Origin of the sequence: Weissella muntiaci (genome assembly GCF_008107635.1) — a bacterium.
GTDB lineage: Bacteria > Bacillota > Bacilli > Lactobacillales > Lactobacillaceae > Weissella > Weissella muntiaci.
Genome location: NZ_SDGZ01000027.1, coordinates 1 through 14815, shown reverse-complemented (window position 1 = coordinate 14815; position 14815 = coordinate 1). Strand labels below are relative to the sequence as shown.

13 protein-coding genes, 3 tRNA genes and 1 pseudogene are annotated in these 14815 nt (G+C 39.5%); 3 read left to right on the top strand and 14 right to left on the bottom strand.

The genetic code is table 11. From position 1 onward, the window contains the following. Positions 1–627: pseudogene (locus tag ESZ50_RS10805) on the bottom strand (RNA-guided endonuclease TnpB family protein); the annotation flags it as partial. A gap of 56 nt (positions 628–683) precedes the next feature. On the opposite strand from ESZ50_RS10805, the gene tnpA reads away from it, so the two are divergent. Then, entirely contained in the window at positions 684–1115 is a 432-nt protein-coding gene (gene tnpA, locus ESZ50_RS10800) for an IS200/IS605 family transposase (protein ID WP_148623865.1), read from the top strand. Positions 1116–1258: 143 nt separating this feature from the next. On the opposite strand, the gene rny is transcribed toward tnpA, so the two are convergent. The 3 genes from rny to ESZ50_RS10785 all read right to left on the bottom strand — a co-directional run bounded on the left by rny (position 1259) and on the right by ESZ50_RS10785 (position 5195). Beyond that, a complete protein-coding gene (gene rny / locus ESZ50_RS10795; protein ID WP_148623863.1) occupies positions 1259–2821 on the bottom strand; it encodes a ribonuclease Y in 1563 nt (520 codons plus the stop codon). Positions 2822–3010: 189 nt separating this feature from the next. Next, positions 3011–4618 carry an HAD family hydrolase gene (locus ESZ50_RS10790; protein ID WP_148623861.1) on the bottom strand — a complete coding sequence of 536 codons (1608 nt, stop codon included), beginning with the start codon at positions 4616–4618 and terminating at the stop codon, positions 3011–3013. 145 nt (positions 4619–4763) lie between these two features. Continuing rightward, positions 4764–5195 (bottom strand): MerR family transcriptional regulator, encoded by a 432-nt coding sequence (locus ESZ50_RS10785; RefSeq protein WP_187387632.1) that lies wholly within the window; start codon positions 5193–5195, stop codon positions 4764–4766. A 76-nt stretch (positions 5196–5271) separates the two neighbouring features. Between ESZ50_RS10785 and ESZ50_RS10780 the strand changes: the two genes are divergently transcribed. Continuing rightward, complete coding sequence (locus ESZ50_RS10780) at positions 5272–6273, top strand: NAD-dependent epimerase/dehydratase family protein (RefSeq protein WP_148623858.1); 1002 nt, start codon at positions 5272–5274, stop codon at positions 6271–6273. Between the two features lie 50 nt (positions 6274–6323). On the opposite strand, the gene ESZ50_RS10775 is transcribed toward ESZ50_RS10780, so the two are convergent. The 10 genes from ESZ50_RS10775 to ESZ50_RS10730 all read right to left on the bottom strand — a co-directional run bounded on the left by ESZ50_RS10775 (position 6324) and on the right by ESZ50_RS10730 (position 14387). Continuing rightward, a tRNA-Met gene (locus ESZ50_RS10775) sits at positions 6324–6397 on the bottom strand. 9 nt (positions 6398–6406) lie between these two features. Then, positions 6407–6496 (bottom strand) — tRNA-Ser (locus ESZ50_RS10770). Between the two features lie 125 nt (positions 6497–6621). Continuing rightward, positions 6622–6705 (bottom strand) — tRNA-Leu (locus ESZ50_RS10765). 118 nt (positions 6706–6823) lie between these two features. Beyond that, entirely contained in the window at positions 6824–9007 is a 2184-nt protein-coding gene (locus tag ESZ50_RS10760) for a Tex family protein (RefSeq protein ID WP_148623856.1), read from the bottom strand. Between the two features lie 3 nt (positions 9008–9010). Beyond that, positions 9011–9454 (bottom strand): hypothetical protein, encoded by a 444-nt coding sequence (locus tag ESZ50_RS10755; protein WP_148623854.1) that lies wholly within the window; start codon positions 9452–9454, stop codon positions 9011–9013. Positions 9455–9594: 140 nt separating this feature from the next. Next, positions 9595–10158 (bottom strand): ribosome hibernation-promoting factor, HPF/YfiA family, encoded by a 564-nt coding sequence (gene hpf, locus ESZ50_RS10750; RefSeq protein WP_148623852.1) that lies wholly within the window; start codon positions 10156–10158, stop codon positions 9595–9597. Between the two features lie 153 nt (positions 10159–10311). Beyond that, entirely contained in the window at positions 10312–11058 is a 747-nt protein-coding gene (locus ESZ50_RS10745; protein WP_187387631.1) for a ComF family protein, read from the bottom strand. 172 nt (positions 11059–11230) lie between these two features. Continuing rightward, entirely contained in the window at positions 11231–12397 is a 1167-nt protein-coding gene (locus tag ESZ50_RS10740; protein ID WP_187387630.1) for an IS110 family RNA-guided transposase, read from the bottom strand. 300 nt (positions 12398–12697) lie between these two features. Continuing rightward, positions 12698–13069, bottom strand: a complete 372-nt coding sequence (locus tag ESZ50_RS10735; RefSeq protein WP_148623846.1) for a hypothetical protein — start codon at positions 13067–13069, stop codon at positions 12698–12700. Beyond that, the gene (locus tag ESZ50_RS10730; protein ID WP_148623844.1) at positions 13062–14387 is read right to left on the bottom strand and encodes a Y-family DNA polymerase; all 1326 of its coding nucleotides are present in this window, start codon (positions 14385–14387) and stop codon (positions 13062–13064) included. The genes ESZ50_RS10735 and ESZ50_RS10730 overlap by 8 nt, the downstream gene beginning before the upstream one ends. 199 nt (positions 14388–14586) lie before the next feature. Between ESZ50_RS10730 and ESZ50_RS11775 the strand changes: the two genes are divergently transcribed. Beyond that, a complete protein-coding gene (locus ESZ50_RS11775) occupies positions 14587–14748 on the top strand; it encodes a hypothetical protein (protein ID WP_187387629.1) in 162 nt (53 codons plus the stop codon). Positions 14749–14815: the final 67 nt, after the last annotated feature.

Sequence of the window (14815 nt, the reverse complement as noted above, 5' to 3'; positions counted from 1 at the left end):
TTCATTATTTTTACGTTTCACTTTTGAAATGACAATCTTAGAGCCTTTGAGGTTCTTAATGTTTTCAACAACTTGAACAATACCAAATCCTTGAATTTTGATATGGTGTGCTGATTTTATTTCAATTTGACCGTTACTTGGTAATGAAACTGTCTTGAATGATGCTCTGTTACGTAAGAAATTCAATGAACCTTTACGATACCAAGAACGATTTTGGCGATTATTACTATGTTCATTGTTTTTATATGCTAATTTTTCGTCAATTGTCATTAAAGAAGCTTTATACAAAACTCGCCGATATTGTCCAAAATTAGTAAGCATTGTTTTTAATAGTTCATCGGCAGCTTGCGAATGTAAGCCAAGTTTAGGACTCCATTTTAGCAATCCTTTATGTTGAGCAAACTTAACTTTAATAGCATTCAAAATATAACGTTTCTGGATAACGGTTGCTACAAATTTACGATTTAAATGTTTGTAACCGTAGGTTGCCTCAAGATACTTGTTAGCAAAATCCCATAATTCATTTTGAACATTAATACTTTGTTGATGATAGTCAGTTAATTCTGGAGTTTCAACTAAACGAAATCGCCTTACGTATACTGATGTAGTTGTTTTAGACAATTTCATTTAGTAAGCTCCTTCTGATATATAATTAGCTAATTATATCATGAGGTGGATTTACTATGATTGTTCATGAACGTGGCTATGTATACAATTTTAACTTCCATATTGTTTGGGTTACAAAATATCGTAGACCAATTTTTGTTAATCCAAAGTTAGTTCGAGATATGAAAGATGCATTATCGTATTTAGCAAATGAACACGATATTGAAATTCAAAAAATGGAAGTTATGCCAGATCACGTTCATTTACTTGTTTCTTTTAAGCCAAAGTATGCATCTTCCGAAATAGTACAAACACTAAAAGGTTCCAGTGCAAAACTTTGGTTCACAGCTCATCTAGAAACAAAGAAACTGTTATGGGGTGGGCATCTGTGGTCACTAAGTTATTACATTGGAACACTAAGAGAAATGTCAAAATCAGTTGTAGAAAATTATATTGAAAGCCAGCGTTCTGAAGCTAGTTTGGCTAGATACGATAAGAAGAAACGTTAACTACTAGAAATTGACCTACGATCTTTGGGTGGCTTTCATCTCGGCACTAAAGTACCGAGTTTTCAGCCTAATTGTGAACGAAGATTTGCATCGACACGTAATAAAAAAGTTGGAACAGCCACAGCCATCCCAACTCAATTATATTATTTCGCATATTCAACTGAACGCGACTCTCTAATTACCGTCACCTTAATATGGCCCGGATAATCAAGATCATGTTCAATTTGGTTCTTAATATCGCGTGCCACAACGGTCGCTTCCAAATCAGAAACCGCCGCTGGCTCAACAATAACCCGCACTTCACGACCCGCTTGAATTGCAAAGGACTTTTCAACTCCGTTGAATTCATTTGCAATCGCTTCTAATTGCTGGAGGCGCTGTACATAGTTCTCTAGCGACTCTGATCGAGCCCCTGGACGAGCTGCTGAAATCGAATCAGCTGCAGCAACAAGTACCGCAATTACTGATTCAGGTTCAACATCCCCGTGATGCGATGCAATTGTGTTGATGATAACAGGTCGCTCACCATACTTGGTTGCTAACTCAACTCCAAGTTCGATATGCGAACCATCAACTTCATGGTCAATCGCTTTTCCAATATCGTGTAATAATCCTGCGCGCTTGGCAAGCGTAACATCTTCGCCCAACTCGGCAGCCAACATGCCGGTTAGTTTAGCGACTTCAATTGAGTGGACCAAAACATTTTGGCCATAACTCGTTCGATAATTCATTCGTCCAATAGTCTTAATTAGATCAGGATGCAAATTGTGAATTCCCAGATCAAATACAGTTTGCTCACCAACTTCACGAATATGCTCATCCATTTCTTTACGAGCCTTATCCACCATCTCTTCAATTCGAGCGGGATGAATTCGTCCATCAGCAATTAACTTCTCTAGGGCATTCTTAGCAATTTCACGCCGGACAGGATCAAAGCCACTCAAAACAACCGCTTCTGGAGTATCATCAATAATCAAATCAATTCCAGTGACCGTTTCGATTGCTCGAATATTACGACCTTCACGACCGATAATACGGCCCTTCATGTCATCATTAGGCAAAGTAACGACCGATACAGTAGTTTCAGCAACCATATCTGCCGCAGAACGTTGGATTGCTTGAACAACAAGATTCTTCGCACGCTTTTCAGCTTCTGCACTTGCCTGTTCTTCACTCTCCTTGATAATCATAGCTCGCTCCTTGAGCAATGATTCCTTTGTCTCCGTCAAAATTAGCTCCTGAGCTTCGTCTTGGGTCATCCCCGCAACCTCAGTTAAAGTAGCTTCACGATCAGCAACTAATTTTTCAGCATTTTTTTGCAAATCAGCAACACTTTGGCGTTGCTGATCAAGTTTACTTTCCTTATCCGAAATAACTTCTTCACGCTTTTGCAATGAAGCATCCTTCCGGTCTAGGACAGATTCACGACTTACCAAGCGATCTTCTGAGGCTTTCACCTCGCCGCGGCGTTCTTGCAACTCCCGCTCGATACGATCTTGATAACGTTGGCTTTCGTCACGTGCTTCCACTAAAGCAGTTTTCTTGTTCTGCTCAGCTTCTAATGCAGCTTGACTCGTGATATCCGAAGCAGTTTGGTGGGCCTGCTGTAAAGCATGGTTCGTTCGAACTTTCGTTACTAACGATCCCATAACCACACCGATTACGATTGCGACAAGCAACAGCAGAATTACAAATGAAATGTCCATCATTTTGCTCCTGTCATTCTCATGTCATCATGAAATATATTTTATAAATTTTGCGCTTATTAACACAGATTTTATTTTAGGCTTAAAATAGCTTTATGTCAACTTATACACAGGCTCGATTATTGATAAAAATGCCGTCAGAACGGCTTTTTACCGTCCTAACGACATTTTTCACATTCTATACAAAACCTACTTGTTTGTCTGTTTCTTTGCAATAAACTTCAACAGTAAAGTTACAATTAGTCGAATGCCCACAGCAATAATTGGTGCAATAAACAGCCAGCTCACTAAGAACATCCCTAATCCTGAAGCTAGAACCAATAGCAGTAACTTTAAAATTGCCACGGTAGTCATTGTTCGTGAATCAGCATATGCCAACTGACCACTCGCTTCCCACAACGCCACCAAGTCCTCAATCGCCCAAATTTTAATATCTGCTTGTTTTGGTCGGTCACCAACAGCAATTACTAAATCTGCGTTTAGAGTAGCACTTGGTTCCTGATTAGTTATCAAGATTGTATTTGGCTCATCTAATATGGCTTGTTGCTTAGCAATTTTGTCAGCTGGTTTTAGATTAGCTTCGGCTTCAACTACTGAATTCATAATCTGCGTGACTTCTTCAACTGAACCCCTGGTGTCGGCCGAGATTACATGCAATTTAATTGAACGTTCTAGGAAGAACCGGTCAAGACTCATTATTGAATACGTAGCTGGTGCATGAAAGGCAACCACCCCGATCACACGCTCACCCTCAACGACATAACTCACTGAGTTTCCAAGCGCATTAATTTGACCAAAATGCCGTTCATTAATTCCATAATGTTCTTGCGCATATGTCGCCGAAACGAATGCATAACGTCCATTATTGATAACACCCTCAATTCCAATTTCTGGAAGATAGCGTGGTTCAGAAACCTTACTGGGAAAGACACCCTTTGCATCGGCATACGCCTTAATTGCGACCGCCAATGGCGACTGATAGTCATTTGTTCTAATATCAGTGGCTAGACCCGTTGCAATTCCCAAAATATCAAAATCAGAATAACGATCATCATAACTTTGAATTGTTCGAATCATAACCCCTGGTGTCGTCAGAAGCCCTGATTTCTCAATGACAATATTTTTCACATCACGCAACATCGGTAGTACATCACGTTCTTCGCTGAGCACAACGCCCTTACGCGTCAACCGATTGAGAATCATCTGTCGCTTAGCGCCCGAATAGTACGCTGCCCAAGCTGGATCAATAATTAACCCAACTGATACTGCAATCGTAATTCCAGTCATCCAATTGGCCGTTAGCCCAAAAAATAGCAGGGCATAGATGAAAAACAAGCTAATAATAATATTCCACCGGAACAGCGAACGCTTTTGCGCAGTACCAACATTAATTACGTGATCTTGTTGCTTCATCACAATTAAGCTAATTATCAAACCAGCTACTCCAACTAAGTAAAATGGTACCGTCATCGTCAACAGAATTGCTTGATTGCTAGTCTTCACCAATAACAGATAGCCAACTGCCACCAACCACAATGTTTGGACACTTAATGCTAATAGTAAACTTGAGCTTCCAAAACGCTTTCGTTGACCTTCGGCCGCACGAAATAATTGATAATCAAACCATAGTGTCAATAATGCGACAATCGCAAATATACTAATTTTTGTGTATTGCCAATCAAAATTTATCAACGCCATTGAATTTAGAAATATGGGTAAACTTAGACCTGCCCCAACTGCAAAGATGATTGCTATGAGCAGCGTCCAGATATATTTAATACGACCTACTTGCTTCATATATTACTCCTCTGGGTTCAACCAGCTTTAATCAATATAACAAGCATACCAAAAAAAAAAGCGATACCCAAGCAGATCACAAAACTCCTTACGAAAGCTTATATATCACCAGAATCCGCCATCAACTTACGACATTCCCTATCAATCACAGTCCGTATTCCTGCAAGGCCATCATTTTCTCATTATTAACAAAAGCCATTTCTGACTGAATTTGTTTCCCAGCATCTACACTACTATATTTATCGATTTTATTTTGAATCTCAATTAAACTTGTTTCGATCAAGGCTTGCTGTTGAATAACCGTTTTTTGATGTTCAATCAGCATCACTCTTCGTTGCTCAACTGTTGCCGCCCCCTCTTTAACTAAGCCAATATACGTCTTTATCTCCTTCAAAGGCATATTAGTGTTTTTTAAACATAAAACCGTCGTAAAGATATTGATATCTGCATCTGTAAAAACACGATAACCATGCGCATCGCGAATGACAAATGGTAACAACCCTTCCTTATCATAGTAACGCACCGTGTAAGGTGAAACGCCCAACTTCTCAGCAAATTGCTTTGTTTTATAATACATAATATTTCCTCTTGCATTAGAGCATACTCTAGGCTTTATCATTTAGTCAATAAATAAATTGATTGAGGTATTTCATATGAGTAAAACTGTTTTGGTCACTGGTGGAAACGGATTTTTAGGTAGTCATATCGTTCTCCAGCTTCTCCAAGCCGGCTACACAGTTCGAACTTCAGTTCGTAGTGCAGCAGGTCGTGCCGATTTAATTAAAACCTTGAGTGAACATGGTATCGATAATCTCGATCACTTAACGTTTTTCATCGCCGACATTCTCGCCGATGAACAATGGGCTAAGGCCTTCGATGGCGTCAATTATTTTCTAAGCGTCGCTTCGCCAGTCTTCTTTCAAAAAGAGCCTGCTAATGAAATGACTGAAATTTCAAAAGCCGGCACTTTACGTTTATTGAGATTCGCCAAGGCTGCCCATGTAGAAAAAATCGTTATGACTTCAAATTATGGTGCCATCGGTTTTAGTTCCTTCGATAAAACTAAGCTTATTACTGAGGCTGATTGGACCGACGCCAACCAAAAAGGACTTTCTCCCTATGAAAAGTCAAAACTATTGGCTGAACGCGCCGCATGGGATTACGCCAAAAAGCATCAATTGAATTTTACGACGATTAATCCCGTCGCAATGTTCGGTCCATCTCTCAATCACCATTTTTCCGGCAGTTTCAACATTATAAAGAATCTTCAAAATAGCACAATGAAAAGAATTCCTGATATTGCCTTAAACGTTGTCGATGTCCGCGATGTCGCAAAGCTACATCTCCTAGCAATGGAAAATCCAGCTGCTACCAACCAACGTTTCATTGCGTCAGCCACTGGCGAAATAACCTTCATGGAAATTGCCCAAATAATTAAGCAACAATCTAACACTAAAATGAAACTAAAAAAGCTACCGACATTCGCCCTCAAAATTGCGGCGCCTTTCAATAATTCAGCGCAAGAAGCGCTACTCTTAATTAAGCTGAATCGACAAGTTTCAAATGAGAAGGCCAAACGACTATTAGGTTGGCACGAAACCCGCAATAATACTGAAATTATCTTAGCTAGTTTAGCCAGCCTCAGCCAAGTTTAATTTTAAAAGACAAAACAAAAAGCTATACCAAATGGTATAGCTTTTTTCGATTGCGGGTGTAGGATTTGAACCTACGACCTTCGGGTTATGGGCCCGACGAGCTACCAGACTGCTCCAACCCGCGATAATAAAAAGGAGATAGAGGGATTCGAACCCACGCGCCGGTTTCCCGACCTGACGGTTTTCAAGACCGTTCCCTTCAGCCAGACTTGGGTATATCTCCATGTGTTTTATCAACTAACAAAATATATTCTACATTGTTTCTCATAGGTTGTCAACAAACAAAAAGAGATTAGATTGGTTTTGCCAATCTAATCTCTAACATGTAACCCGTAGGTCTCTGTCTTATGCGGACGATGGGGGTCGAACCCACACGGTATTTCTACCACAGGATCCTTAGTCCTGCGCGTCTGCCAATTCCGCCACATCCGCTTTAACAGTACGACTTACATTTTATCAAATAAAAATCCATTTGACAATTAATGATTTTATAAAAGAAAAAGTCAACTTACGACTAGCCTATCCAATCGGTAAGTTAACTTATTGCAAATCAATCTTGTGGTGCTAGCATACTAAGACCGATCCGCCCTCTTTGTGAATCAACCTCGCTGACCCAGACAGTAATAATATCGCCAACTGCCAATATCGTATGTGGATCAACCGTGACTCGGCGTTGCTTTTTATCACGTTGCGGAGCAACCATTTTTGAAATATGAACTAACCCATCCTCATGAACACCAATATCAACAAAGGCGCCAAAATCGACCACATTACGGACCGTCCCTTGCAATTGCATTCCAGGCTTTAAGTCTGCAACGGTTAACACGTCAGATCTTAAAATTGCTTCTGGTGCATCATCACGCAAATCACGACCCGGATTAATTAATGACTGGATAATATCCGTTAAAGTTGGCAAGCCAATCCCAAGTTCAGTCGCCTTAGCTTGATTAGCCAATGCTCGTAAAGCCTGGGCGTCGTCATCAGTTTCTGCCAAAAGTGCCTGAGCAATTTTATACGATTCGGGGTGAATATCCGTATTATCCAATGGATTTTTCCCGTCTGGAATCCGTAAGAATCCAGCTGCCTGTTCATAAGCCTTCGGCCCTAATTTAGCAACCTTCTTTAGCTCCACTCGTGAGGTAAATTGACCGTTCTCATCACGATAAAGCACAATATTATTGGCCGTCGTCTTTGTTAAGCCAGCAATATGACTAAGTAACTGTGGTGAAGCTGTGTTTAGATTAACTCCAACTTGATTAACTGCTGATTCAAGCACGGCATCAAGCTCAGTACTCAACTCCTTAACTGGCAGATCATGTTGATATTGACCAACTCCAACTGCTTGTGGGTCAATCTTAATCAATTCTGCCATTGGATCTTGCAAACGACGCGCAATTGAAATCGCCGACCGTTGTTCAACCTGCAATTCAGGAAACTCTGCCCGAGCTACGTCTGAAGCAGAGTATACTGATGCTCCTGACTCGTTAACAACTACATAATTTAAAGTAGGTAAGTCACTTTTAATGATATCTGCAATAAACTGCTGTGATTCCCGTGAAGCAGTTCCATTACCAATCGCGACCAAAGAAACTTGATATTGCTTAACTAATTCAATAATCTTGGCCTTAGCCGCCTTTGGATCATATTTCTGTGCTTTATGTGGATAGATCGTTGCTTTTGCCAAAAACTTTCCATTAGGATCAACAACCGCTAACTTTGAACCAGTTCGAATACCTGGATCAAAACCTAGCACAACCCGTCCGCGTAATGGAGCAGCCATTAGTAAATGATACAAATTCTTACCAAAAACCTTAATTGCGTCTGCCTCTGCCCGCTCCAAAAGCTCTTTTCGAAGTTCGCGTTCAATAGCGGGTCCAATAAAGCGCTTATAAGCATCATTCGCCGCGTGAATTAGAATATCTGCCGCCTGACCACTCTTTGAACCAACCAAACGCATCTTCAAATAACGTTCAATAGCATCTGAGTCAACTTCCACGGAACCAGATAGCACACCTTCTTTTTCACCACGATTTATCGCCAGAATTTGATGATTAGCCACATTCTTAATCGTCTGACTGAAATCGTAGTACAAACGGAAAACCTCTTGGGGATCTTTATCGGTGGCGCCACGTTTTTGCTTAGATACCAAGCGACCATTATTACGCGTGAATTTCCGAACCCAATCACGTAACCCAGCGTTTTCACCGATTACTTCAGCAAAAATCTCATGCACTCCGGCTAATGCTGTTGTAGCATCATTGATTTCAGCATCTGGATTCAAATACTTCTCTGCTTCTACGCTAATATCAGTTGTTGGAAAGCGTTGAATAAAGTTCGCCAAGCCCATTAGACCACCTTCTTTTGCAACCGTTGCCTTGGTCCGGCGCTTTTGCTTATAGGGAAGGTAAATATCTTCCACTGTTTGCAAATCATTCGCTGCAACTAGCCCCTTTAATAAGGCCGGCGTCATTACCTTTTGCTCATCGATTGCCCGATAAACAGTCTGTTTGCGTGCCTCAAGCTCTGTTAAACGCTTAGTTGCTACTTGAATGTCCCGAATCTGAACCTCATCCAAATTCCCTGTTGCTTCTTTTCGATATCGTGCAATAAAAGGAACCGTATTGCCCTCGTCCAGCATCGTCCTGGTGGCCTCAACCGATTTAACTGGTAACGCCAGCTCACTTGCAAGACTTGCTGTTATATCAATCAGCAATGCTTGATTGACTTCTACCATGATTTAAACTCCTGTACTCATCAAACGTTGTACTTGGCTATAGAACTTTGTCATCAAAGCGTCTTGATCTTCTTCTGATTGATTAAACGCAACCATATCGATCTTCTGGCCTGAAACGTCCAAAGCTTGTGCCATCACCTCTGTAGCATCTGTATATTGCGCGAAAGTCTTATTCAAGACAGTGTGCCCACCGATCATACGAGCAGGTGCTTTTAGCGCACTAAGTTTTTTCGTTGCTACTTGATAAACTTCGACAACATCATCAAATTCTACTGCAATTTCTTTAAACTCTGCTGATGGCATTGCTGCAACTGCATCATCAGCAATTGCTTGTGCCAACTTTTCAAAGAACGGTGCCACACGTTCACCAGCGGCTTCTGTTTCTTGAACAATCTCACTAAGCTTTGTTATATATTGTTGATTTGATAAAAACTTTGACTTAACCATTATTTTCCTCACTGTTATATGTAATAAATCCCATTATACATTAAGAATTTCCTCAAAGGCATCTGCACCCAGAAATTCAATTCGACCTTAACAAAAAGGCTAAACACTGTCTGTGTTTAGCCTTTACAAAGTATTTAATTTTATTCAGCCGTCGTATCAAGCAAAGCGTACTTACCATCGCGACGCTTGTAGACAACTTCAGTCAAACCGCTTTCAGCTTCCTCAAAGATAAAGAAGTTGTGCCCCAGAAGCTCCATCTGCAAAACGGCTTCTTCGGCATCCATTGGCTTTAGCGCAATATGCTTAGTTCGCACGATTGCCAAGCTCTCCTCAGTCTCATCAGGTGCATCATCTTCCAAGTCAGGGAAGGCGACTTCTTCAATTCCCTTGAAGCCCTTTTCTCGTGACTTGCGGTTAACCTTTGTCTTGTGCTTACGGATTTGACGTTGCAACTTTTCAAGAACGAAATCAATTGCTTGATACAAATCTTCCTGTGTATCCTCGGCCCGTAACAAAAGGTAAGGTAATTGGATGGTTACCTCGATTTTAAAAGTGCGTTCTTTGTATGAACGTACATTTACTCGAGCGATGTAATTAGCATCGTCGTTCAAATAACGATCCAAGCGTGATAAACGCTTAACCACATAATCATTGATTGCATCAGTGATCTCAATATTTTCTCCGCGTACCTTAAATTCTAGCATAATACTCTCTCCTGTCATATTTTTTCCCAACAAGCTAATCAAGTATGACTAACAAATGTTAGGTTTCAAAAGTACCATCTGCTTCCTTTTGTAACTACTATTATAAGCTACTTTTCCAATTCTTGAAAGTGTTTTCATTACCTTCAATAAATCTTAACGAGCTAGTGTCACTGTACAAACAGATTTAGCACCTGCTGCCATTAATACCCCCGCAGCATGACGCAAAGTCGTCCCAGTCGTATACACGTCATCAACCAAGCAAATGGTCTTATCTGAAACGGTTTTCTTTACATCTTTAACTATAAAAAATGGTTGTGAAGATTTTAGTCGCTCCGTGCGACTTTTTTGTACTTGTCGCTCCTTGGCTGGTTTGCAACGCAACAATTCTGAAACTTCTAGACCATCAATTAGGGCGGTTACTTGATTAAAACCTCGTTCTCGTTTAGTTTGTGAACTAATTGGAATGGGAACAATTAAATCCGTTTGCAATCTTATAATCGTCTCCTCCAGTTCCTGCTTAAACAACGCTCTAAGGTGATAGCCACTACGGAATTTATAGAGAGCAAGGAAATTGCGCATCATACTGTTATAGGTATACAAAGCTTGGTTTTTGAATAGTCCACCTATCTGCTTTTGCCAGGTAAAGCAATCAAAACAAATCACTTCATCAGCCATGATCGCTCTACTACAATACTGACAAAAAGGACCCGTCAACTTTTCAAAAGCCATTCTACAGGTGCTACAAATTAATTCTCGCAGACGAACCTTAAAATTAAAAAAATCCAATAGTTGCCAATCCCAAATCAACTCAGAAGCGCACAATTCACAATTTTGTTTGACCATATCGATTAATCCGTTTGATTTCCTGACAGACAAATAAAAACGACCAACTTCGCTCACCTGCAAAAGCCCACGCACGACCGCTAGGATAATGCACATCACGGCCAACACGACCAACAATTTTCTGCAAGAAGTCAATAACAATTAGCTAAACATTTCACATTCGATTGTACAACAAAAAAACCGACACTTAAGTCAGGTTTAACCATATATAACTCTGAATATATAACTTTTAACTAACTGAATATAACTCGTTTTCACTGACTAAGTGATGTATTAATCTCAGAGTTCTATCCATTGCTCCTACTATTATCTTTTTCTTACCGTGTGTCTCATTCTTTGATCTTCTATTATACCAATCAGACACACTAGTATTATTTCCGGCTCTCGATGTGGCAATTATGCTTAACGTGACCCTATATAATAACTTTCGGGCAGCAGAATTTCCCCTTTTGGTTATGAATCCGCGTGTTGTCAATTGTCCTGAATCATTAAAACGTATATCAAGCCCTAAAAATGCGTTTATCTTTTGGGGTCTACTAAATCGCTTAATATCTCCAAGTTCGGCCACCAAACCTAACGTCCCAGCCAGTCCAATACCAGGTATAGATTCTAATACCTTTACTTCATCTAGTGATTCGGCGACTTGATACATTTCGTCTAACATAGCTTGCTTCATTTGAGCCAATTGTAAGATTCTATTAGCCCAATATCTCACCTCTTCTAAAGCATACGAATCAACCGCTACACTGACTGCCGTCTTACTTGCTAGATGTTTAAGTTTTTCAGCCCGTTGCAAGACTTGTTCTGGTCTCTTGTTCATAACCTTACTGATACTTGTAGCAATAGCATTAACATCTTGAATTGTAACTAATTCAGCATGCGGAAATACTTCAAGAATTCGATACAGATTCAGTTCATTACCTGCAAATAATTTATCGATCTCAGAAAATGTTTCCTGCAATACTTTATGTAATCTATTCTGCGCCGATACAGAATCATCTGTAATAGTTTGATAAAAACGGTATCTTCTCCTCAATTCTAGGTATATTTTCTCTTCCAACTTAGTAAAAGAATATTGTCTACGTAGTTGCAATAAGGCTAGTTTTTTTGAATCGATTCGATCATTCTTCGTTACTCGTAATGTATCCATCTCTTTCTTTGCTTTCAGTGGATTTATACATATATACGATAGATTGTTTAGCTCCAAAAAATATTGAAAACGTTTTGAATACACCCCAGTAGCTTCAAAAATGATCTCTGGTTTATATTCGTTATATAATCCGGTGACTATTTCAAAACCAACTAAATCATTTGTTATTTTTCGCTCATCAAGGATCTCCCCGTCAGCACCTAATAAGCATAAATTCAACTTATCCTTACTAATATCAACACCCATGACGATTCTCATAATTTACAATAACTCCTAAAATTATTTTTGGAGTGATCCACAATATATTCAATTTTCTATGCACAAGCTCTAAGCTTAACCTACATCAAACGATCTATTATCTTGTGGATCAACCATTTTGTAATCCGAACTCGAAGTTCTAATTGTTCTTCGGTATAGCTCCAGTAATAGATTATGCACGAATAAATCCCTATTTATAAACCTTATTCTTTTAAACAATTAAAAACGTGTAGACGTTCCTTGAACTTATCTACACGTTTTTATTGTTTTTTCTACCTATTATTACCCTTACATCTCACACCATAATATATTATCGAGTTCAAATTTCCGATCTGCAATATAAATATACGTATCATCAAAACCCTTAACTTTTCCACTAACAATACTGCTATTAAAGCCGTCTTTTGACTTTCGGCGTTCTTGAATCCTGATTTCAGTATTATGTGCGTATGCTTTAAAAATAATTGCTGTAACTTCTTCAAGTGTCATTTCCGGCATGGCTACTTGGTTGCGCTTGTGTGCTTCTTCTGCTGAATGTTTACCAGCACTTTCGGTATGATCAGACAGATAGTAACCGTTCCATTTGACCATACCTCGATCTACGTAGTATTTTTCGAAATAATCTTTTGCGACCTGCCTATAATCTTCTTCATTATCCATAAGCATTCCCGCCATTATGACCACCAACCAAGCCGGCACGTTGAATCATGGTCCCTCCGTTACTTAGTGACGATAACTTAACTAACGATGTAACCCCGTACTTATTTCTGATTGCGTCGATTGTTCTTTCTAAAGTAGAGTTTTCTACTTGTTTTTGCACTGGAGTAAACAAATCCATTTGTTCTACTCCGTCGTCCGATAGTTTTCCAGCCGATACTCCAAGGTTACGAACGACAGCGTCATCATAATGTGTGTCAAATATCTGCCATAACGCCTGTACGATTGGCTGTGACTTATTGGTTGGCTGTATTGCCATTTGTGCGCTGAACCCTTTGTGTCCGTTTTCGGAACTAGCGTATGAGGATCCTACGTATAACGAAACAACACCCGCGTTTTTGTGCTTTGCTCTCAATCGTGAGGCAACTTGCTCCCCAATTTCACGAATAACGTTCTTAATTTCTAAAGCCTTATCATAATCTCTTGGTAAAACCTGACTATTAGAAATGTTACCCTCTTTAACGTGATATTTCTTCGCAATAACACTACGATCTACACCCCAGGCCAAAGCATATAGCTCTTCTCCTCTAATACCTAACTTGCTTTTCAAATAGAATGGATTAGTCCTAGCAAGGTCGCCCATTGATAAAATACCGAACTGCCGTAACTTCTTGGCTGTGCGACGGCCAATACTCCATACCTCATCAAGATCTTCAATGGGCCAAAGCTTATCTGGTATGGTCTCAAAACTCCATTCACCTATCAGAGAATGGTTATGCTTCGATTCAATATCTAAAGCCATTTTTGCCATTGCGGCTGTGTCCCCAATACCTACTGTTAAGTAAAGACCAAGCTCGCGCTTTACATGCAATTGAATAATCCTGGCAAGTTTGTGCATGGTTAAATCAGCACCAAATTTTATCCGTAAATATTCCCAACTGTTTGTAAGGTCAAGAATCGATTCATCAATTGAATAAAGCTGTAAGTCTTCTTCTGCCACGTATTGACGAAAAATATCATTAACTTTCTTGTTCATGGCAATATAATAGTTCATACGCGGATTAACTATGATCAATCTGGGATCCTTAGGTAGATCACGCTGCCGCATAACATTCTTTACACCAAGCTCGCTCTTAGCCCTGGGAGACGCTGCCAATACCAAGCCTCCATTAGTATTCTCTTGTTGGCTCATCACTACTAACAATGACTTCAATGGATTCAACCCAAGCGAAACACTTTCAACACTAGCGTAAAAGCTCTTTGAATCAATCAACATAATCTTTCTGCGTTTTTCTTTAGCTGTTACATCGACATCGTCCATGATACCCAACCTCTATTCAATTAAACTTAATATAAATATTCTACATCAAGATAAAACTAATTAAAATAATGGAATTATCCTATAATTCAATCCCTGTGATGAATAATCTTGTTATAAAATCCAAAGTAAATCTGTTTAAGAAGCTTGAATATGCTAACCTAATAGATGAATATAAAAAAAGTTTTTATGGGGACACATCATGGCTAAACATACATTCGGCTTTTATTTTAAAAGACGGCACGATCCTAAATGGCATGACGATTATGTCATTGCCGTTTGCAACAAAATTATTGTCTCTGGATTAATAATTTTTGTAATGGAAATAATAGCTGGACTATCGATCTCACTTGGATTATTTTAAAAACTTTCTGATTTGGTCTACATTGTGAAAAGAACCCTCCCAAGACGTGATGTGAACCCCGTAAGTT